We start from the raw sequence: 21,906 nt of genomic DNA, 5'->3' as shown, positions 1-21,906 counted from the left end.
ATTCGCCTGCAGACGAGGCACGTCCTTGAACTACCTGACCACCCATATCCGCATCGTCACTGCTTTCGTGATCCGCGAAATTGCGACCCGATACGGCAGGAGCCCGGGTGGTTATGTGTGGGCCTTGCTGGAGCCTGTTGCCTTCATCGGGCTGATGTCGCTGCTTCTGGGGTCACTTGGAAGACTGCCGGCGCTCGGGACCAGCTTTACCCTGTTTTATGCCACAGGCTACCTTGCCTTCAGCATGTACAAGGGCATGGAAGGTTATCTCGTCTCAGCGATCAGCGGTAACAAGGCTCTGATGAGCTACCCGAAAGTATCGCCATTCGATGCGGTGATTTCGCGGTTCATCCTGCAGGCTATGACGTCCTGCGTGGTGACCTGGATCATTCTCTATGCGGCTTTGTGGACGACGAACCAGCCGGTTACCATCCAGTGGGCCTATATCGTCGAGGCGATCGCATTTGCCTGGATCATGGCGCTCGGGGTGGCGCTCGGCAACACCGTGCTGTTCTTCAAGTTTCCGCTTTACCAGAAGATCTTCGACATCGTCATGCGGCCGCTTTTCCTGCTATCGGGCGTGTTCTACGTGCCGTCGCATATGCCGCATCCGTTCTCGGACGTGCTCCTTGCCAATCCGATAACCCAGGTCGTCGTGCTATTCCGCGATGGATTTTACGTCCAGCACGGAGACACCGGGCTGGACATGCCGTTTCTTATCACGACATCGGCAGGACTTCTGTTTGTCGGAATGCTTCTCTTCACGGTTTTCCCGGTTGCCCGGGCCCGCGAGTGAAACGTGGATGGCTAACGCCGGAAAATTGCCTTGATAAGTCCCATGGCGGACCTGCTGTGCGCCTGCAGGCGATAATTGATGACGCGCTTTGCCCGTTCGGATGAAAGCATGAAGGTTAGCGCAAAAAAGACTGTCATCGACAGTTTGACCTTGGCGGAATACGGATAGGTCCACAAAAGCGACAGCAGAAACAGGAGCTGGCGCAGCCCGACACGTGCGCTGTTTGCAATGGCCAGATAGAAGCTTCGTTCCTGATGAAAATAGGCGCGATTGGCGGTCACCAGGCGGGATCCGAGACCTGTCTTATCAAGAAGCGAGCGAAGATGCTCCAGCCGGTGCTCGAAACGCTCCGCCTCGCGCTTGAGCGGGATCGGGTTCAATTCACTGCTGAAACCAGAATCATTACGGTCATGCACCCGGTAAAGGCCGAGCGGCCTCGAAAGACTTATGATGTCACCCATGAAAGGAGCCACGAACAGGATGACGCCATCGACAGCGCGTTCGTAATCCGCTCCTTCTATCAGTTGGCAGACATCCCTGCGAAACACATTTCCGGATGTCGGAGGGCTTGTGTAGTATCCGGTCTTCAGAACTTCCCGGACGAGCAGTTCCCTCTCACGAAAATCGGAAAGCGGTGGGACGGGACCGCTCATGATCCGCCGCCGCGCATCCATCCTCAGCAACGGGAACTGAAGTTTCGCCACATCCTTGTCGAGGTGCCAGAGGACTTCCGTCAGCGCGCCGGGCAACAATTCGTCATCGGCATCGAGAAACAGGACGAAAGGGGCCGTCGTCTCCTGTAGCCCGCGAAGGCAGGCGAGCCTTTGCCCGGCATTTTCGATATGGTACGCCCGGACGCCAGTTCGGCATATTTCGTCCCAGGAATTATCTGTCGATCCGTCATCGATGACGACCAGTTCACAATCCCGGCGACCCTGCCTCAAAACGCTTTCAATGGCATCGGTGACATAATCGGCATAATTCCAGCAGGTAACGATGACCGCCAATTTGGGAGAGCCGGCACCCCGCGTATCCATGGAAATGTTTTTGCCCTGACCCGCTACCATAGACTCAAGCGTTTTCAAGGCAATGTCGTCGGTCATGACCGTTGCCTGTTGATGATATAACCGACAAGATTGGCTCCGGCCCTGCGCAGCTGCTGCTCGGCGCTCTTGACGGCTTCACGCGTCGTGCGACCCCATCGCGTCACGAGGACAACGACATCGGCTTGAGACGCAAGAGCCAGGGCGTCCAACGAACTATCCAATTCAGGAAGATCGATAATAACATCACCTTTCTGACGCGCCGCTTCAATGATCTCGCGGATGCGCGGGTGACGGAAATTGGAATAGATATTGGTCACCGCATCACGGGAGAGAACCGGCAAAATTGCAATGCCGTCCCGCCGCTCGAAAGTTATCTCCGCGATATCCGCTTCCGAAATGGCGGCATCTGCAAGCGATGCGAGCGGGCCGCCCGATACGCCCCTGGTCTGTTCACCGCACCAGAAGACGGTTGCGGGACGTCCGCTGCGATTGAGCATATCTGCAAGGTTGAGCGCGAGCGCCGATCCGCCCGCGTCACGGGAATAGCCCGCCAGCGCGATCACGGCGTTCTTGTCGGCCTTCTTGTGGGTATAGGAGATATCGATCAAGGTGCGCAGGTCACGGATGGCCGCCGCGTGGCGCCGCATCCGCTGTCCGGCCCCGACCCGTGTCGCAAGCTGCAATCTGCCTCCGACCTCCGGTATCTGAGCCATGCAAGGCATCGCGGTTTCAGTTTCCAGATCCTTGGGACTGCGGACCTTGCGATCGAAAGCAATGCTCATGGCCAGCGCAGCCATACCGAAAAACAATCCCAGCACGCCGCCGAATGCCACGATAAGAGAGGTTTTTGGACTTGACGGAGCAAGAGGGGGAAGTGCGGCGCCAGTGATCTTGGCATCGGCATCCGGTGTCGCGGCCTTTGGCAGCGTGCCTTCCTTCATCGCCTGCGTGGCCGTCGCGATCTGGGCGGATAATGCATCAAGCCGCCCCTGCAGGGTTTCGGTTCCGGCGCTGGCAACCTGTTCCTTCGAGGTGACGGATTGCAGGATGTAACCGGAGATAATGGCATTGGCGACGCGCGCGGGCTGGGTTGGGTCCGTGGACCAATAACCGACCGCAACAACATAGGACTGGCCGACACGGCGTGCGGACACTCTCTCAACGAAGTTGGCGAAGGCAACGCGCTTGAGATTTTCTTCGGGGCTCTGGGTGAGCGTAGTGGCGTTATTTTCCGCGGGCTGCCCCGAGAAAGTCGACCGGACCCACTCGATCGGGCCGGTAATGGCCGACTTGAGCAAGCTCACAGGCTGGGGCGCAAGCTCCGGGCTTTCATACAATTTCAGGCTTTCGAAAACTGCCGAGAGAAGCCGCTCCGAGAGAATGATCTGCAGTTCACTTTCGGCGCTGTTCAGATCAAGCCCCTGCTGCAATATCGAGCTGGCATTGGCGAACTGGCGCGGTTCGAGCAAGATCGTGGCTGTCGCATCATAGGTGCGCGGCAGAGAATGCGCGTAAAGCGCTGCGGCAATGACACCTGAAAACATGCAGGCAAGCAGGCGAAGCTTGTATCGCCACGCTATGACAAAAACCAGTTTAAGGAACATCACAGGGCCATCGACCCTGTTATCCTTTGCCACGTTATCTATAGGCCAGATGCGTGACGCTCGCTCGACGGGACCAAGTCTGTCAAAAGTCATCGTGCGGCACCTCCGCCAAGGCGCTCGAGTTTGGTGGGCGGAACATCCAGAGAGGCCGCTCTTTCCGGGTTGATTTTACCGCACAGAAGATCAGCCAAGGCTGCTAGATTTCCCTTTACCCTGCCCCGCCGGTCGATAAACGGTTCCGGGGCCACGGACTTTGCGAAATTCATCGACATGTTGCGCCAGATCTGGCCGATCGCCTGTTTGGTCGTCATCGTTCCCTTCCGACGTAGATAAACGGGGTTTATTACCTGCGAATATCCCAAGCGCTGGCCACTGACCCGGCCGACCTTCACTCCCATGTGAACACCATAGGCTTCGGCGCATTTGACTAGGTCCCCGCCCTTTTTCGCCAGCGATGCACCAAAGTCGCGATCCTCCAGCCAGCCATAAAGAACGAGACGCTCGTCGAAGCGATTATCGCCTATCGCCGATACTCTGTACGCCATGTTGCAGCCGTAGGGGCTGAAGGGACGCTCCCAGACCGATCCCTCAGTCGCAGGGGCCTCTTCGACAAGCTTGACCGCCTCAGCAAAGGGTATGCCCGGCCCTTTGATACCATCGGCGACCACACGCCCCGTAAAGCCCACCACACTGCTTTCGTCCGCAAAGGCGCGCGCCGCGGTGGCAAGCCAGTTCGGGTCGGCAACGAAATCGTCGTCCAGAAACACGAGAACGTCAATTCCCGTTGGCAAATGATCCAGAGCGTTGTTGCGCTGGGCCGGCAAGCCCGCCTTCCCGGTGAGCACCTCTACACGATCATCATCGGCAAGATCTCCAGCATCACTGCTGTCCACGCAGGAAAGGATTACCCGCTCGGGCGCCAATGTCTGCGTTTCCAGAAGGTGACGGACGGTCTGCGACACGACTACCGGACGACCGCGGGTGGCGATGGCGACAGCAACCCTGGCAATGGGCGGCGCTGCCGGCGCAGGAGGCGCCAGGCGGGCCGTCGGCTCGTCAAGCAGTTCGCAATATCCTGCAGCGGTCTCGCGCCAGGAGAATTTCTGCATCTGGACGAAACCCTTCGCACGCAGGTCGTCCATCAGCGAAACAGAGTCCCTCAGGGCCTCGACATAAGCTATCCATTGAGCCGGGTCGAAGGGCGAAGCCATCAGCGCGGCATCGCCACAGACCTCGGCCATGCTCGAATGGTAAGACGATATGACCGGGCATCCCAGTGCCATCGCCTCGACGACGGGCAAGCCGAAACCCTCATTCAGGGAGGGAAAGGCAAGACACAGGGCATGTTTCAGAAAATAGGCGATGTCGTCATCGGAAACCCGGCCGGCCATTATGACATTGTCGTGCTGCCCGGCCGCGCCTTCGCTGAAAATACCGAAATCCCCCCCGGCAATGACAATATCTATTCCAAGCCTATCCAGTTCCGCGGCAATCTTGAACAGAAGCGCCAGGTTCTTGTGCCTTGCGCGGGATCCGAGCGCAAAAACATACCGGCGAGACCGCTCTGCGATCGCCTGAACGATCCCCGGCGCGATGGTGGCCGCGTCGGCATTCCATTGCAGGACATGTTCGTAGCCGTTCGGCAGGACGGCGATATCCTTTGCCTCTATCGGCAGGTAGCGGGCAAGCTGGCGCGCCGAGGCATGCGAAACCGTCGCGATCCGCATCGCCCGTCTGGCGAGCACCGGCTGGATGGACTTGTAGGCCGTCCGGAACGCCAGACTGTAGCTGTCAGGAGCTGCAAAAACGTTGCCGTCATGGATACAGACGATCTGGTTCTTCTTGGCGACAGGAGCCGTATTGCAGAGATTGAGCAAGGGGCCACGCCATTTCCAAGGCAGAACGCATTGTTCCCACGCATGGCCGTTGAGGCGGCTGGCGACTTCAATCCGCGAAAAAACGTGCAGACCTGGATCGGCAGCGCCGGAAGGAACAAGAAGCGAAGCGACCGCCCCGCCACCGCTTGCCTCATCCAGGGCCTTCAGCACATTCAAGGCGTAGCGCTGCACGCCGGTTGGCGTCTGGGTCAGAAAGCGGCCGTTGACTGCGAAACTATCCTTCAGGCCCATCGATAAATTCCAACGCCTTCCCTGCTACAGAAACTATTGTTGAAATCCTGTTCCAGTAAAAATACCGGATACTTCAATAACAATAGCACGATAAATTCCAGTTTCAGCACTAAATAGTTGAAATAGTTAATCACGAAGGGAATACACCCCGATTTTTCGACGATATATTACCGGACCCAACCAGCGCTCGAATGATGTCCGCAATGCCAAAAGGCATTACTCCTCAATAGCTTCCACGCGCATTCAACACGGCGGGTATGGTCTTGGCCATAATCACCAGATCGCCGACAAGACTGCGATTGGCGACATACAGCGCATCGAGCTGCACGCGCTTGACATAATCTGCATCGCTTCGCCCGCTAACCTGCCACAATCCTGTCAGACCCGGACGCACGCGAATATAATCGGCGTAGTTCTGGCCATAATAAACCGTCTCGCTGGGAACGATCGGGCGAGGACCGACAATGCTCATATGGCCGAGAACGACGTTCACGAGCTGCGGAATCTCGTCAATGCTGCTCTTGCGCAGGAAAGCGCCGAACGGCGTGATGCGCGGATCGTTCTTCAGCTTGCGCGTGGCCGCCCATTCCGCCTCCTCCGCAGGATTATCCGCCAAGTATTTTTCAAGCAACGCTTCGTTATTGTTGACCATGGTGCGAAACTTAAGACATGGGAACATACCCCCGCCTCGCCCAATCCTGCTATGAGCTATGAAGATTGGCCTTCCCTGGATCAGCAGCAATACGAGAGATGTTATAAATATTAATGGCACAAGAACAAACAAAGCTGTCAGAGACAAAAAAATATCTAAAGCACGCTTTGCAAATAAAGATAGCCTAGGAGACAGCCTTAACTTGAATTTGTCGAAAACAAATAATCGCTGAATGCCACTTTCGCCGGCGTTTACATTGACGTCACGCATTGACGCACTCCATATCAGCAGATGTGATTAAAGGTCAGTCGATTTGCATGCACTGCGTAGCACTGTTAATCATTGCTAACAAATGCTTAAAAGTTTGACAATATATTTATTGACTGTAGTCTATTGAAAAATGTTAGAAACTCCAGAAAGTCTTTAGTGAAACTTTCCGGACCGTTCTCCCTTAGTTCTTCTTTGGAACAACCGAAATTACAGGTTTATCCTCAGAACTCTCGGAACTAATACGATTTATAGAATATAACGATTCTCGTGAGGTGGTTCATGCGTGTGGCAATTATCCACTATTGGCTCGTCGGAATGCGAGGCGGCGAGAAAGTCCTTGAGGCGATCTGCAAGATTTACCCTCAAGCTGACATTTACACACATGTATATGACAAGGCTTCCATATCAGCTGCGATCAATTCACATACAATTTACCCGACGTTCATCAATTCTTTGCCGTATGCAAAGCGTATGTATAAAAAGTACCTTCCCCTGATGCCAATGGCGCTGGAGCAGCTGGACTTAAGTCAATATGATCTCGTCATCAGTAGCGAATCCGGCCCTGCCAAGGGCGTTATTCCGAATTCTCCGGCCGTTCACATCTGCTATTGTCATTCTCCGATGCGATACGTCTGGAATATGTATCACGAATACTATCGGAAGTCAGGTATAATGACGCGGCTGATGATGCCGCCGCTCGCGCATCGCCTCCGGGCGTGGGATATCGGAACGGCAAGCCGGGTTGATCATTTCGCCGCCAACTCGGTCACAGTCGCCAACCGGATCAGAAGCTATTATCGCAGGGATGCGGATGTCATCCACCCGCCTGTCGACACTCAAGCTTTCCGCCCGGTGCCCATGCAGGAGGTCGGCGACTACTATCTGATGGTGGGCGAACTCGTCGGCTACAAGAGGCCGGATCTGGCTGTAGAGGCCTTCAATCTGATGAAGAAAAAACTCGTCGTCATCGGCGGCGGCGAGATGCTGGACTATCTTCGCAAGATAGCCGGCCCGACAGTGACGATCATGGGCTCACAATCCTTCGACGTGCTGAAGTATCACTATGCACGGTGCAGAGCCCTGATCTTTCCGGGTGAGGAAGATTTTGGTATAGTCCCACTGGAAGCCATGGCGAGCGGTCGTCCTGTGATCGCATTTGGGCGCGGTGGAGCAACCGAGACGGTCATCGATGGAAGGACAGGCGTATTCTTCAAGGATCAAACCGTCGAGACGCTTATCGACGCAATTGATCGGCTGGAGCGCATGGACTTCGATCCGGCCGATGCAGTGACACGCGCTGCAGATTTCGCAACACCTGTGTTCATCAGGAAGTTCAGTAACTTTGCGTACAAGGCCCTCGGCACGGAGCCGCCGCCGGCCGTGAGACCCGCACAGATAGCATGACACAGGTGAAATAGCCGAAGGAGCATAGGGAACGTGACGCATACCAATTCCTCCTGCCGCCGTAACCGCAAAGCATTCTTTTCCTTCTCCGCAGGCGCTTGGATAGTTGCGCTTGCCTCGGGCATGCTCGTATCGACCATCGGGCAAGCCCTTGCAGCCACATATCTTCTCGGTCCGCTCGACGTGTTGAAGATCCGCGTTTTCGAATGGCGGCCGAGTGCGGGTATCGCATATGAGTGGGTGCCGCTGACGGGAGAATTTACGGTTTCGGCCTCCGGAACGCTTTCACTGCCGATCGTGGGTACAATTCCGGTTGCCGGCAAGACACCAGAGGAAGTTTCCGAGATCATCGGCGAGCAACTTCAGGCCCAGATCGGTCTTCAGAAACGGCCGAATGCATCGATCGAAATCTCCAGCTACCGGCCATTTTTCGTTACCGGCGCAGTTGGGACACCCGGCAAGTTCAATTTCCTCCCCGGCCTTACCGTAACCCAGGCGCTCAGCATGGCTGGAGGAAGCGGAAGCGTTGATCCTAGGGTCATGGAGGTTCAGCGCGAGGCCCTTGTGAACCAGGGCACGATGCGGGAGCTTGAAGCAGAGCGGCTTGGTCTCCTGGCGAGACAAGCCCGCGTGGATGCCATGCTGGCGAAGAACGTCAAGATCAGCTTTCCCCGCGAACTGACGGAGCGCTCGTCCCAGACCGCCGTGATGCAGGTGATGCGAAACGAGCAGGCGCTTCTGGACAGCCGCCTGCGCTCTATGGATTCCGATCTTACCGCGCTGGAACAGTCCAAGGTTCTTGCCAAGAACCAGATCGAAGGACTTAAGCAGAAGGAAGCGTCGCTGACGAAGCAGATCGATCTCGCCAACAAGGATCTGAGTTCGGTCAACAAGCTGGTATCACAAGGGCTGACCGTGTCATCACGCCAGCTTGGCGCGAACCAGAATCTCGCGGATCTCGAGAGCCGCAATCTCGACGTATCGCTTGCACTTTTGACTACTCAGCAGGATCTGACGAAACTCGACCAGGACGCATTGGCCGTCGTGGAGAAGTTCAAGGCATCCGCACTGATGGAAGCATCAGAGCTCAGAGACAAGCTTGCAGCCAATGACGAGAAGATGAGAACCTCGCAGGCACTGCTCCTGAATATCGAGATGCGCGTGCCGGCGGCCCTATCCGCGCTGAATGCCGAAGGCCGCCCGCGTACGATCACGAAAATCAGCCGCACGATCAACGGTGCGACGGAGACATTCGTGGTCAAGGACGACGATGCCGTTCAGCCCGGCGACGTCATTCGTGTCGAGCCTCAACAAAATGCGGTGACGCAAAACGGGGGCGCCTCGCAATAACCGGCATCAACCCTAATAGAGAGGAAAACTCGCCACGGCAGCGCTCGGGGCTTGATCGAACACGCCTAGACATGCGATATTAATATTAGAGAATCCTAATTAAAATTGAGTAATGAATGGCTATTTGGGTCCTGATCCTTTCTGCCGCCATTGGCGCCGTTTGTGGAATCTGGCTTCATGTCGTTGTCTTTACTATACTTTCCGTGTTTGTTGCGATTGTCTATCTCTTGACCGCAGTCCTGTCGGGACTTTCATTGGCATCTACCTTCATATGGATCATGATGCTGAGCACTGCGCTTGGCGCTGGTTATATTGCCTCTCATTTCGTACGCTACGTGGCCCATAGCCGGGCACATAAAGCCAAGCACCGGCATTCGGAGCTGGAATCTGGCACCAAATATCTTCACGATCAGCAACACCCCTGACCAGCGCGGCAGATAGCCGAAGGCGTGTTCGGGCCGGATGCGGATAATTTCGGCCTATTCGAAGCAAATATTCAAATTTCGCAATCGAATTCCATCCCATGCGCCTGGGATATACTAAGTCTTCATACGACAATCAAATATACGTATCGACGTTTATTTTCGATAGACGCCGTGTCTATCGCTAGTCTAACCTATCAATACATACAGAAACACTGAATAACCGATGATCAATCTATGGAGCATTCACCTCCCTTTCACGAACATCGGAAAATACGGATAATAAAAACGGATATATCCAAGCGATCATCCCAGAGCCGCTGACCTGCCAGGACACACTCAACTTCCTTGAAGATAGGATCGGACATGTCGAAGCTGCCGCGTAGAACATTCGTCAAGGCATCGGTACTGGCAGGGGCCGGGGTGATGCTGGGTGGCCGGGCGCTGGCAGCAAGTGACCCGACCAGCGGACGCCGCCTGATCTTTGACGAGCAATTCCGAACGATCGACTGGACGATCTGGGAAGCCGGGCGGAAAGCCACGACATTCGATCCGGGCTTTTACGGCAATTCCGCCTTTGCCCGCAGCACCGGCGAGGAGGGCTTCAATCCTTACGCAATCGTCGACGACGACGCGACGGCAAACGGCAAGGCGCTGCAGATCTCGGCAAAATATATCGGACGGCAAATGTCCGTGCCGCATTATTACGGCAACGGGGATCCGCAGAAGCAATGGATTTCAGGCAATCTTCAGACTGCCCGCGGAGACGGGACAATTCTCAAGGGATGGCGGACCGGCTATTTCGAGACCCGGATGATCTTTCCCAAACATCCGCTCACATGGCCCGCCTTCTGGCTGATGAATGGCCGAAGCATTCTTTTCCCGAAAACCAGCATCGAGATCGATGTTGTCGAGCAGAAGGGGTTCGAGCCGACGAATTACGGTGCCTACCTGCACGAATGGGGCCAGCCGGGAGAACGGCACGCCGAAGTCGGCGTCAGGACGCCGGTCGACATGACGACGCAATATTGTCGATACGGGATGCTGGTGACCGAGAGCGAATGCAGGCCGTATTTCGAACGTGAGCCAGTGATCGATCCCGCGAGCGGCCGGCCGACCGTCTGGCCGATCGGGCGCGCTGCAGAAATCAAGGCCAATAACGATCTCTTCTGGCCGCTCGTGACCCTCGCGCTGCGTGCGGACGTGCCTTACCCGGACCCCTTGCTTCCCGAACACATGGAGACATCGATGCGAGTGGACTATGTGAAGGTCTATGCGTGAGCAGGCACCGGCGGCGCGCAAGACGTCTCACGCTCTTCGGCCGGCACCGCTGTCGCAAGCCCTGCCATGACGAAAAACAAAAGCCCGGTATCCACGGTTGATCCCGACACCGAAGCGCCGATGAGAAGACAAAGGCAGCCGTTGCGGCCGGCAAGCCGGACATCACTGTCGAATGTCCGCGGCGTTCCCCGCCTGGTGTAAAAGGCAGACAAAAAGAACAGGCCGAAGAAAATCACACCCGGAATGCCAACATTGGAAAGAAGCGCAATAATGAAGCTCGATGTGCGGGATGTGCCCAGCCCGACGCCGAGGCCATAAGAGTTGATAAAATTGCTCCAGCCATAGGCATTCCACATGCCCCGTTCGATGCCGGATGCAGAGTTCGCCTTGCTGAACAGCAGAAGATCAAAATAGGCATAAAGCTGGCGGAAAAGATCCTCGTTCATAACGATCATCATGCCGATGAGGACGAGGATGATCGGCGCGAAAAGGACGACGCCGCCACTGATCCGCGTGCCGGACTGGCCGCCGCAGCGGAAAAAGCAGGTCATGTAAAGGATTGCGAGGCAGACCGGCAGACCGAACAGGCCGGCGGACGAAGTGGACCTGATCACCATGATCGATGTCAGCAGGAAGAGAAAACCTGTCAATTTGCTGTAGCGCCCGCAAATGCGCATCGTTCCGGCAAAACCCACCACGCCCAGGCTGACACCGGCGAATGTGGAGGCTTCCGGCCAGGAACCGACAACGCGCTTGACGCCGGCGACAATCGCCTCGTCATGGAACGCATAAGGTGCGTTGCGGATATAGCTGAAGAGTTCCTGGATCGGGGTTCCGTAGGTGACGAGATCGGCAATGCCGAAGAGCAGGTTGGCGGAAGAGAAGGCCAAGACGGTACCGGTCGCCGCGCGAAATCCTGCCATGGTAGAGGCCATCGCGACAATCATGACGAAGGTCACGATATTGGCGGTGTTGTAGATGGCCTGGGTGAGATTGCTGGAAACCGGACCGAGCGGCACCGCGCCGCCGGTCTCGGGATATTCCGACGAGCCAAGCGGAATGATGTTCATCGTCTCCGCCCACAGCCTCGGAGCGAAAAACCCTGCAAGCACGCCATAGGTCAGAAGGCAGAGAAGCCAGAAAGCGGGTTGCGGAAAGGCCAGCGCGTCGAGTGCAACCTTCATCTTCTCACGGTAGGAGAGCGTCGCAAGCGCCAGGAAGCCGACGAAGAGATGGCCGGGCTGAATGCCTGCCCCGCCGATCATCACCGCAGCCGCTCCGCCGAATATGGTCATCACGCCGAAGGCAATCGCTGTGGCGCGATAACCGGATATCAGGCAGAGGATGCCGACGACAAGCGTGAAGATACCGACGGGCGGAATACTCATCGCAGCAACCTCGCCGTTGTGGTGAAGTGAGTTTGGCGCGCCGTCGAGCGAGTGCGTTTCCGCGTTTCCTCAAAACGCGAGATCGCTCCATCTCCCTGTTCTGACGCAATTCCGGCCGTAAAACCGGTTCCCACCTTGAAGCGAATTGCTCTACTCCTCGACAGTGCCGGTGAGCCCGAGCGCTGCACGTGCGGCTCGTTCACCGCTCAGGAAGGCGGCGTCGGTCCAGATATAGCCCCACTGGCCGAAGCGACCGCAATATTCGATGCCCACCTCGTCGAGATAGGCATGCACGGTTTCGACGGCGGCTTTTCGGTCAAGATCGAAGATCACGTTGCCAAAGGGCAACATGATTGCGCTCTTGTGAATGATCTCGGCGCGCGACTGCACGATGCCGGACTTTATCAGCGCATCGATGGCCGGTTCGATCCACTCGTCCGGGCTGCCGGTTAGCGGCCGGTATTTTTCGCTGAAGTAGATTTCCGCCTGCAGAGCCCCGCAGCCATCGGGAACGCTTTTCTTTGAAAGATTGCCGCGGTAGCTGACGCGCGCGAACGGGATGTCCTCATCGTAGAAATAGGACCATTGCGGCTTGGTCTCGATTGGGCGATTGAGCCCGATATTGACGACAACGACCTGGGTGCAGGCGAGCTTCGCTGCAGCTTCGCAAACATCATCAGGCACACCCTTGATCAGCGGAATGACGATCGGGAGAGGCAGGGACGAAATCAGCTTCTTGAAGTCATGCGTCGTGCCGTCCTTGAATGTCAGCTGCTTTTCCTTCGTGTCGATCGCCGCGATCTCGTGGTCGCAGAGCACTTCGGCTTTGTCGTAAAAGCCGCTGATGAAGGATTCGAAGCCGCCTTCCGTCGGATAACGGAACTCATTGACGTAAAAAACGTCGAGCGGCTCGTGTTCCAGCGCGCCGCGCAGCACCTCTTCCAGATTGGGGCGATAGAGACGCGGTCCCAGCCAGTCCGTCGACATGTTGCTGGCATCCGTGGTGTGATACTTGCGGGTGTAAACTGCCGGGAAGGTTTCGGCGAAGGTCTTGCCGAAGGCGGCCAGCAGCCAGTCTTCGTAATTGGTGATCTTCGGGTTTTCGATCTGGCGCGCCTCGATGAAATCCTTGATGCAATTGACCACCAGCTCGGCCGGCAGGCCGTGAAGGTTGACCTGGGCGGGATGCTTTATCCAGTGCCCCTGCCAGTAGTTGTTGCAATAGACATTGCCGACCTCGAATTTCTGGCCGGTCGATTCAGCAAACAGATCCTTCACGCGAGGATTTTTCGTGAACGAGATATGCACGCCCTCGTCGAAGACGAAGCCGTCACCATTGCCGAAGCTCGAGGTCAGGCCGCCCGGCCTGGAGCGCTTGTCGTAGATCCTGGCCCGTATGCCATTGGCAAACAGAACGTTGGCGGCGCCGAACCCGGCCATTCCGCTGCCCAAGATCGCATATCCCTGATGCTCCATCATCGTTCCCTTATCACCACTCGTCTCTTTTGGTCTCGGCGCTTCAGTTTACCCAGCGAACATCGTCGGACAGACGCCCCGCATCCATGAGGCGTTCAAGCGTGGTCAGTCGCTTGGCCGCAGCCGGAATGACTTCACGTCCCGCCTGTTTTGCACTCGTCAAACCGTCGACCAACCGCGTGATCGATTCAGACAGGGAGACAGCCGGCTGGTGGTCCGGGGCTGCCTTGGCGTAGCGGGTGAAATCCACCTGATAGGAGCGCAGATCCGGCAGTGCGTCCTTGTTGATCGAGACGCGCGTTCCGGGGATCGCCTGGGCGACGGCCTCGGCAAGCTGGAAGACCTGATAATTGTTCTCGTTGCGGCCGGCATTGATCGACACGAAGCGGCCGCCATTGTCGCTATCGCGCTTGATTGCCCATTCCATGGCGCGCGCCATGTCCTTGACATCGATCAGCGGGCGCCAGGGCGTGCCATCGCTCAGGACCTTGATCTCGCCGGTAGAAAGAGCCGTTGCGACGAAATCGTTCAGCACCAGATCTAGTCTCAACCGCGGGGACTGGCCGCATGCGGTGGCGAAGCGCAGGCAGGTGATCGCCATGTCCGGCGCTTCCAGCTGTTCCAGCGCCTGTTCGGTGGCGATCTTGGACCTTGCATAGGCGGTCAGCGGTGTCAGCGTGTCGTTTTCCTTGCGTGGCCCACCCTCGGCAAAGCCGTAGACGCTGCAGCTGGAGGCAAAGACAAAGCTCTTCACACCTGCCTCAGCGGCTGCCGTGGCGATATCGACGCTGGCGCGGTAATTGATGCCTTCCGTCTGCTTTTCGAAACGGGCGCCGATCGGATCGTTGGAAAGCGCTGCAAGATGTACGACCGCATCCACGCCTTCGAGCAATTCCACCGGAAAGTCACGGACATCGCCGAAGACCTGTTTGTCGAGCACACGCTCGGGAAATTCATCAGGCAGCGTCAGGCATTGGGCGAAATAACCGGTATCGAACCCGATAAGCTCCGCGTCCGGCCAGACCGAGCGAAAATGTGCTGCCACGACCGGGCCGACATAACCCATATTTCCGGTGATCAGGATACGCATATACGAACCGCCTCTATCTTGTGGTTGTGGTTGTCGAAAGAACGGTGACGGCGGGGCTCGCCCCGACCACCTTTTCAAGCTGCACCGGCCGGTAGCCGATCTGGGTGACCGTGCGTATCAGCATGCCGTAACCCGCCCTTCGGGCTTCGCGCGGTTTGCGCATTGCGCTTGCGGCGCGCAGGAGATGCAGGCCATTGCGAATATTGGCGGCGAGATGGCTAACCTTGCGGCCGCCATCGGTTATGCCGCCATAGATCAGTTTCGGCTGCGGCACGCCCCGGAACGTGCTTCTGACCTCCCTCAGGTCGCCCTCCGGGTTCATGCCCAGTCTCTCGAAGGTCTTGTAGACGGCGCCGGTATAAAGCGGCCTGGTGTGCAGGATCGGCGAGGCATCGATGAAGGCGGCGCGATAGGCCGGTTTTGCCATCATCATGGCCCAGATATCATCCAGCCCCCAGCCGGTCGGCCAACGGGCAAGGATGGGAAGGAGCGTGCGCAGATAATCCGTGCGGATAATCGGGCACATCGGTTCGACATAATTCGAATATCGCAGCGTGAAACCCGGGCAATGCGCCGTGACCGGATAGGAAATATGGCTCGACGGGAGGAGTGACGGCTGGCCTATATCCAGATCGTTCGACGTCATGAGGTCGAACAGGTTCGACAGGCCATTCGGCTCGAACAGCAGGTCGTCATCGGGAAACATGATGTAGTCGTAGCGGTCAAGCAGATCGGGATTGGCCCGCAGGTAGCGACAGGCGCTATCCCATTTCGTGCCGGTGTCGACGGAGAGCGGAAAGTCTCCGTCATCGAGATCCGACTGCTGCTCGTCATAAGTGCTCAGCTGCAAATCCCAGTTTCGCGACGCCTTCGGCTCGACCAGCCAGTTGCTATGCAGCGACAGGCGGCCGACGCGTGCGAATACGAGGTTACGGACTTTGTTGGCGTCAGACATCAGCCCACCTCGATCTCCTGAGGATAGGGAATGGCTTTGAGGAAGGTTCCGCCCTTCTTCTTGTAATCCGCCTGCTGGGCGACGATCTCGTCGGCAAAATTCCAGGGCAGGATGAGCAGATAATCGGTCGGCGCGGTAACCAGCTCCTCGACCGGCCGGATCGGCAAGCGAACGCCGGGCATGAACTTGCCTACCTTGTGGGTGTTGCGGTCCACGACATAGGAGATCGTACCGGCGGGCAGATCGGCATAGTTCAGAAGCGTCGCACCCTTGGCGGCCGCGCCATAGGCGGCGATCGTCTTGCCTTCTTCACGGAAGGCGCCGAGCATCTTCCGCAAGTCATCACGGATGCCGGAAACGCGCAGGCCGAAATCACGGTAGCAATCGAAGCCGGTCAGGCCCATCGCATCTTCTTCCGCCTGCATCTTCTGCAGCCGTTCGGACTTGCCCTCGGTCTTGGAGACCCGCAAACGCAGCGAGCCGCCATGGATATCGAGTTTCTTGGCATCGTTGAGATAAAGCCCATGACGGCCCATCAGCGGTTCGAGGGCTGCCAGCGAATAATAGAAGAAATGCTCGTGGTAGATCGTGTCGAAGGCGCAGGTTTCGATCAGATCCTTGACGTAAGGGAATTCGAATTCGGCAATGCCGTCATCGGCCAGCAGAATGGCGAAACCTTCGACGAAATAGTTGATGTCGTTGACATGGGCGAGCACGTTATTGGCCAGCATGACCGACGCGCGCTTGCCTTCGGCAACCAGCTTCGTTGCCACGTCCTTGCCGAAGAAATCGATGACCGTCGGCACGCCGATCTCGATCGCCGCCTTGGCCGGGCCGCCGGCAGGATCGATGCCGAGGACCGGAATGCCGTGCTCGACGAAATTCTTCAAAAGATAACCGTCATTGCTGGCAATCTCGACGACAAGATTGTCGGCTCCCAGACCCCGTTCCGCGATTAGATCGAGTGCGTGTTCGCGGCTATGGGCAAGAAGGGCCGGAATGAAGGACGAGAAATACGGATAATCCTGGCCAAAAAGGATTTCCGGCGGCACATCCTCGCTGACCTGCAAGAGGCCGCATTCCTGGCAGAGCACCACTTCCAGCGGAAACAGCGGCTCCAGAACGCCGAGCTGTTCGGGTTCGAGCAGCGCGTTTGCAAGCGGCTGATTGCCGAGATCGAGGATCGTATCGAGATGATTTCCGCCGCAGGACCTGCAGGCTGTGATACGGCCGGACTTCGGCGTTGATGCTTCCACCTGAATGCTTGCGATAGTCATGGCCGAACCTCCGTGATTAATTCAGCGTTCAAACATAGATCTGCGGCTGCACGTATTCTGGAAAACGGCGCCTTGGCGCGTTCCGCGATATCGAGTAGCGAGCGGTTGCCGTCGCACTGGTTCAGGACCCAGAGCAGGTCCATCTGCGAGGCACCGCCTGCTTCCTTCTGCCCGGCTATGGCGCGATAAAGCCCGCGGCGCCCGAGTTGTGGTTCGCCCCTGCCGTCGACGCGGCGATAGGTGGCATTCCGCTGAAGCAGGTCGATAAGATCCACCAGAAGGTGGAAAGACTGGTCGAGCGCCTCCGATGTGACGAAGTCGCAATTGTCGAGCGAGGTGTGATATTCCGGAAAAGTGCCGTGGATGGCACGCATCAGGCAGCCAACCGGAAGGGCGATACCAGGGGAGCCGTATTGCCGCTCGTCGTATCCATAAGGCGAGAATTCGAGCATTCCGAACGCATGCCCGCTATGCCGCAACACATGCTCGGCCGCGAGATCGACCACCGCGCCGTCGACAGTCTTCTTGTAATGGAACGCTCCATCGTCACCGATGCAGGTCAGGACAAGGCCGTGGGCGATGCGGTCGAGATGATCCTCGTTCTGCGCCAGCCAGGTGATCGCGCCGATGGTGGCCGGCAGGAAGAGGAAACGGATGCCGAAGCGGCGCTTCGGCTGCGCCAGGAAATGTCTTGCGAGCGCAGTGGCAACGACGATGCCGGACAGGTTGTCGTTGGCGAGGCTCGGGTGGCAGACATGCACGGAGATCAGGATCTCCTGATCTGTCTCGCCGGGAATGAGGAACTCGCCATAGGTCAGCGCGCCATCGGCCAGCGCGCTATCGATCTCGACCTCGTAATCCTCGTCCGGCATCGTCTGCCAGAGCGAATGCGGCAAGCAGAAGCCCCAGTTCTCGGCGTAATAGGAGGTGCGGTATGGGATGGCCTCCGGCTGGTCTGGCAGCGTGTGGATATGCGCGGCCAGCTGCCCGCGGGTGAACGTGCCGCGGACGGGCACGCTGTAACCGACGACATGCAGATTGTTATCGGCAAAATCGACGAGCACACGGCCATCGAGCGCCTTGATCGACGCTGCCCGGATGTTCCATTCGCGCGGCACATCCCAGTCGAAGACCTGCGTGCCGGTGGCAACTTCGTGGATATCGAGCGGGATATGCTGCTTCACTGCCTGCAGCGTTGCGCGCACGCCATTCCCCGTCAGGCTGCGTGGCAACGGAAACAGGGTGCGAAGCAAGGACATCATGTCGAGCGGCGGCAGGATGCCACCGTCGTCATTGCCTGCAGTCTTGAACACACCATCCAGCATCATGCGGCGCTCCGTTGGAGCCAGGGCATTCTCGCCAGAAGATCAGGCCATTCCCGATCCTTGTCGGAGATTTCCGTCACCGGCTCCGGCCATTCGATCGACAGGAGCGGGTCATCGTAACGCGCTCCGTCATAAAGTTCCGGGTAATAGGCATCACCCATCAGGTATTCTACGATCGCGTCCTCGCTCAGCGCCTGAAACCCGTGGGCAAAACCGGCCGGAATGAACAGCATCCTTCCATCGTCGGCACCGAGTTCGACATGGAAGCTCTCTCCCAATGTCTTCGATCCCTCGCGAAGGTCGACGATCACGTCATGGATACGCCCATGACTGCAGCGGACGACCTTGGCATCAGCATGCGGTGCCCTTTGAAAATGCATGCCGCGAACAGCGCCGCGCGTTTTCGTCAGGGACGTATTTCCCTGAATGGGCGTGAACACGACACCGGCATCATCAAAAAGCTTCGTGCACCATGTGCGGGCAAAACTGCCGCGGCTATCGCCGTGAACCTTCAGATCGATAAGTTTCGCATCCGAGCCGCCGAGAGAGGTGAAGTTCATGACGCCTCCTCAAGCCTGCGGCTACCAGACTTTCCACTCAGCCGAACGGGATGCCCACATCTCGTTAAGCACCGTCTTGTCCCGCAGCGTATCCATCGGGTGCCAGAAGCCACGATGGCGATAAGCCATAAGCTCGCCCTGCTTGGCCAACTCGTCCATGGGACCTCTCTCCCACATCACCTCATCGCCTTCGATCAGCCCGAGCACGGACGGGTTGAGGACGAAGAAACCGCCGCTGATCCAGGTCCCGCCATTCTCTGGCTTCTCATTGAAGGACTGGACGCGCGGATCCTCGTCTTCCAGATACATGGCACCGAACCGGCCGACCGGCTGCACGGCAGTCACGGTTGCGCTTTTGCCGTGGTCCTTGTGGAATTTCAGAAGCGCGGTCAGGTCTATGTCACCGACGCCATCGCCATAGGTCATGAAAAACGGCTCGTTGCCGAGAAGATGCCGAACCCGGGCAAGCCTGCCGCCGGTCATCGTATCTGCGCCCGTATCCGCCAACGTGACGCGCCAATCTTCGCAAGGCGGGTCGAGATAGGTAACTTCCGATGTTGCAAGATCGAAAGTCACGCTCGATCCACGCATACGCAGGTCTTCAAAGAACTTCTTGATCAGATGCCCCTTGTAACCGCAGCACACGATGAAGTCTTTCACGCCATGAGCGGCGTATATCTTCATGATGTGCCAGAGAATTGGCTGTCCGCCTATCTCAACCAAAGGCTTTGGTACAGTCGACGTCTCCTCGGAAAGTCTTGTTCCAAGACCTCCCGCCAAAATTACAGCTTTCATAGTAAAACACGCCACCCGCTCTGTGAGAGCCGCAAATGGATCTCACATTGAAATACTAAGGATACTCGAATGCTGGCAATTTCACGTGATGACCCAAGCAAAACATAAATTAACGGAGCGAGCAAGAGTTTTTATTTATTGTTAAGCTTTAAAGAAGAACTCGACAGTAATAAAAACATCATCCAGACAATTGGGTCAGGTTATCCATCATCCGACAGATATTGATGGCCATCGCGCTTCCGCTGTGACTGCTTTGGCAGCCGGGGCCCATCGGACGCCAGAGCCTGAAGCCTTGCCCTTGAGCACGCGACGACGTCAGCGTGCATCAAACAGCTCAAAGCGGCCACCGCCGAGCTTAAGCCTCAAGCCCAGAGCCAGCAGCGTTGCGCCGTAAGCTGCCGCGCCGAAACCTGCAATCAGGACCATCTCCAGGAAATCGGGGATTTCCAGACCGGCGAATTGCATTCGCAACCAATAGACGGCAACGACCATCACGGCGCCGGCCACCGCGACCTTCCACAGATTCCGGAGCTGCCGCCGGAACCCGAGATTGAGGAGCTGCCGCAGCTGAAACACGTAATAGGCCCCCATTACGGCGGCCATCAGAAGCTTTGCGTAGATAACGCCCTCGATCGAAAAGAAATAGAAACCGGTCGTGACAGCGATCGTGCGGAGGATGAAATCGATCAGATTTATCCGAAACAGAAGATCCGGACGATCAAGGGCAAGACTAAGAGAAATCAGCGTCTGAAAATAGGGCACCGGCAGCATGGAGATGGACAGCAAGGCCAGATAAGGCGCAGCCTCAGCCCATTTCGGCCCGAGCAGAAGATTAGTGACCAGATCCGCGGTCAGGGCGATGCCGAGCGTGGCAGGCACGCAGATCAGCATGGCGATGCGGATTGCCTTCAGAAATGCCTGACCGACCCTTGCCCGGTCCGAACTCATCTTCGAAAATGCAGACATCAGAGGCTGCAGAGCCGGGCCGATAAAGCTCTGCGTCGGTATCAACGAAACGTCATTCGCCACCGTATAGCGGCCAAGCAAAGCTTTCGGAACATAGGCGCCGATCATCAGCCGGTCATATTGCCAATTCAGTGCAGACACGACCTGCGAGGCGGTGAACCAGCCCATGAAGCCGGCAAAATCGCCAAGACGCCGAAGAGAGAAGGCGGGGCGATAGCGGGCAAAAACATATGACATCATTGTCGTGACGCTTGCCGCGACGACATAGTTGGCGACCAGCGCCCAATAACCGCCCTCCGTATAGACGATGACGATAGCGGCGATCAGGCCGCAGACCTTACTGGTCGTCTCGGCAATAAAGGTCGGACGGAAATCGATATTGCGGGCGAAGTAGACCATTGCCGGACTGTAGAGCCCCTTGACCACCGTGCCGATCGCCAGAATACAGACAACGGGTACCAGTTCCGGATCACCATTGATCCAGGAATATGGCCACGCGCAGCCGATTGTGAGTGCGGCAACAGCGATGCCTCGCAGAACGGCAAGCGTGAAGCCCGTATCCAGATGCTGCTTGTCTATCGTGGGAAGGCGCACGAGCGCCTGGGTAACCGGCACCTCCAATATACTGTCGATAATCAGCACCAGCGCCATGGCCAAAGCAGTGACGCCGAAATCGGCAGGCACGAGCAGGCGCGCCAGGATGAGAAGATTGACAAAGTCGACAACGCGGCCGAACAGGCGCGAGAAGATCAGCCAGGATGCGCCTCTTAGCGTGGCAAATGCAAGCATGGACGACCCAACCCTCAAACAAAAGAGACCGTCAGCAAGCCTTCGAGAATAAGGCTCGCTTATTCTGGAAAACGTCCTTCCGTCCGAAGCGACGAACCGGCACAGAGGACGTCATAAACGCGAATTCAACCTAGCCGAAGCGGAGCGTTTCCGATCGATAAATGCCGACAATGCCGATAAAGAGCGCAAACAGACCTTTCGACTAAATCAACGATACACACAAACAGACGATAATCTATACTGAAATCAAAGATATCTCGAAATACGTCGTGAATTACGAATTATTAAATCCAAACTTATTGTGCATTTCCTGCGTTGACACGCCAGTAAT

Annotated in this window: 18 protein-coding genes; 5 read left to right on the top strand and 13 right to left on the bottom strand. The window is 57.0% G+C overall.

The features are described from left to right. Positions 1-25 precede the first annotated feature (25 nt). On the top strand, positions 26-796 hold the full coding sequence (locus MRBLMR1_RS17235; protein WP_148144037.1) for an ABC transporter permease: 771 nt from the start codon (positions 26-28) through the stop codon (positions 794-796). A gap of 11 nt (positions 797-807) precedes the next feature. Here the strand turns inward: MRBLMR1_RS17235 and MRBLMR1_RS17230 are convergent, their stop codons facing one another. The 4 genes from MRBLMR1_RS17230 to MRBLMR1_RS17215 all read right to left on the bottom strand — a co-directional run bounded on the left by MRBLMR1_RS17230 (position 808) and on the right by MRBLMR1_RS17215 (position 6,497). Beyond that, a complete protein-coding gene (locus tag MRBLMR1_RS17230) occupies positions 808-1,899 on the bottom strand; it encodes a glycosyltransferase family 2 protein (protein ID WP_500065375.1) in 1,092 nt (363 codons plus the stop codon). Further along, a complete protein-coding gene (locus MRBLMR1_RS17225) occupies positions 1,896-3,539 on the bottom strand; it encodes a Wzz/FepE/Etk N-terminal domain-containing protein (RefSeq protein ID WP_500065373.1) in 1,644 nt (547 codons plus the stop codon). The genes MRBLMR1_RS17230 and MRBLMR1_RS17225 overlap by 4 nt, the downstream gene beginning before the upstream one ends. Continuing rightward, positions 3,536-5,575 (bottom strand): glycosyltransferase, encoded by a 2,040-nt coding sequence (locus tag MRBLMR1_RS17220; RefSeq protein WP_148144039.1) that lies wholly within the window; start codon positions 5,573-5,575, stop codon positions 3,536-3,538. Before MRBLMR1_RS17220 ends, MRBLMR1_RS17225 begins: the two co-directional genes overlap by 4 nt. Before the next feature lie 223 nt (positions 5,576-5,798). After that, positions 5,799-6,497 (bottom strand): sugar transferase, encoded by a 699-nt coding sequence (locus MRBLMR1_RS17215; RefSeq protein WP_500065372.1) that lies wholly within the window; start codon positions 6,495-6,497, stop codon positions 5,799-5,801. 279 nt (positions 6,498-6,776) lie between these two features. On the opposite strand from MRBLMR1_RS17215, the gene MRBLMR1_RS17210 reads away from it, so the two are divergent. The 4 genes from MRBLMR1_RS17210 to MRBLMR1_RS17195 all read left to right on the top strand — a co-directional run bounded on the left by MRBLMR1_RS17210 (position 6,777) and on the right by MRBLMR1_RS17195 (position 10,954). Beyond that, complete coding sequence (locus MRBLMR1_RS17210) at positions 6,777-7,901, top strand: glycosyltransferase (protein ID WP_183684982.1); 1,125 nt, start codon at positions 6,777-6,779, stop codon at positions 7,899-7,901. 33 nt (positions 7,902-7,934) lie between these two features. After that, complete coding sequence (locus tag MRBLMR1_RS17205; protein WP_343062393.1) at positions 7,935-9,251, top strand: polysaccharide biosynthesis/export family protein; 1,317 nt, start codon at positions 7,935-7,937, stop codon at positions 9,249-9,251. 116 nt (positions 9,252-9,367) lie between these two features. Continuing rightward, positions 9,368-9,676 carry a hypothetical protein gene (locus MRBLMR1_RS17200; protein WP_148144041.1) on the top strand — a complete coding sequence of 103 codons (309 nt, stop codon included), beginning with the start codon at positions 9,368-9,370 and terminating at the stop codon, positions 9,674-9,676. Between the two features lie 363 nt (positions 9,677-10,039). Next, positions 10,040-10,954: a LamG domain-containing protein gene (locus MRBLMR1_RS17195; RefSeq protein WP_148144042.1), complete on the top strand. Its 915-nt coding sequence runs from the start codon at positions 10,040-10,042 to the stop codon at positions 10,952-10,954. Here MRBLMR1_RS17195 and MRBLMR1_RS17190 read toward each other — a convergent pair. The 9 genes from MRBLMR1_RS17190 to MRBLMR1_RS17150 form a co-directional block, all read right to left on the bottom strand. Beyond that, entirely contained in the window at positions 10,945-12,342 is a 1,398-nt protein-coding gene (locus tag MRBLMR1_RS17190) for a hypothetical protein (protein ID WP_148144043.1), read from the bottom strand. The genes MRBLMR1_RS17195 and MRBLMR1_RS17190 overlap by 10 nt on opposite strands. Positions 12,343-12,492: 150 nt before the next feature. Then, on the bottom strand, positions 12,493-13,818 hold the full coding sequence (locus MRBLMR1_RS17185) for an FAD-dependent oxidoreductase (protein WP_210297761.1): 1,326 nt from the start codon (positions 13,816-13,818) through the stop codon (positions 12,493-12,495). Between the two features lie 43 nt (positions 13,819-13,861). Continuing rightward, a complete protein-coding gene (locus MRBLMR1_RS17180; RefSeq protein WP_148144044.1) occupies positions 13,862-14,908 on the bottom strand; it encodes an NAD-dependent epimerase/dehydratase family protein in 1,047 nt (348 codons plus the stop codon). A gap of 13 nt (positions 14,909-14,921) precedes the next feature. Next, entirely contained in the window at positions 14,922-15,863 is a 942-nt protein-coding gene (locus tag MRBLMR1_RS17175; RefSeq protein ID WP_148144045.1) for a DUF707 domain-containing protein, read from the bottom strand. Next, a complete protein-coding gene (locus MRBLMR1_RS17170; RefSeq protein ID WP_148144046.1) occupies positions 15,863-17,140 on the bottom strand; it encodes a class I SAM-dependent methyltransferase in 1,278 nt (425 codons plus the stop codon). The genes MRBLMR1_RS17175 and MRBLMR1_RS17170 overlap by 1 nt, the downstream gene beginning before the upstream one ends. Next, positions 17,137-18,468, bottom strand: coding sequence for a DUF4910 domain-containing protein (locus MRBLMR1_RS17165; RefSeq protein ID WP_500065367.1), 1,332 nt, complete (start codon positions 18,466-18,468; stop codon positions 17,137-17,139). Before MRBLMR1_RS17165 ends, MRBLMR1_RS17170 begins: the two co-directional genes overlap by 4 nt. After that, on the bottom strand, positions 18,465-19,025 hold the full coding sequence (locus MRBLMR1_RS17160; RefSeq protein ID WP_148144047.1) for a dTDP-4-dehydrorhamnose 3,5-epimerase family protein: 561 nt from the start codon (positions 19,023-19,025) through the stop codon (positions 18,465-18,467). The genes MRBLMR1_RS17165 and MRBLMR1_RS17160 overlap by 4 nt, the downstream gene beginning before the upstream one ends. A gap of 21 nt (positions 19,026-19,046) precedes the next feature. Continuing rightward, positions 19,047-19,820 (bottom strand): glucose-1-phosphate cytidylyltransferase, encoded by a 774-nt coding sequence (gene rfbF, locus MRBLMR1_RS17155; RefSeq protein ID WP_148144048.1) that lies wholly within the window; start codon positions 19,818-19,820, stop codon positions 19,047-19,049. Positions 19,821-20,135: 315 nt separating this feature from the next. Further along, positions 20,136-21,575: a lipopolysaccharide biosynthesis protein gene (locus tag MRBLMR1_RS17150; RefSeq protein WP_148144049.1), complete on the bottom strand. Its 1,440-nt coding sequence runs from the start codon at positions 21,573-21,575 to the stop codon at positions 20,136-20,138. Positions 21,576-21,906 lie beyond the last annotated feature (331 nt).

The sequence above is a fragment of the Neorhizobium sp. LMR1-1-1.1 genome, from assembly GCF_040675795.1.
Classification (GTDB): domain Bacteria; phylum Pseudomonadota; class Alphaproteobacteria; order Rhizobiales; family Rhizobiaceae; genus Neorhizobium; species Neorhizobium cellulosilyticum.
Note: the sequence above shows the minus strand (reverse complement) of the source record. Positions and strands in the feature narration are given on the sequence as shown.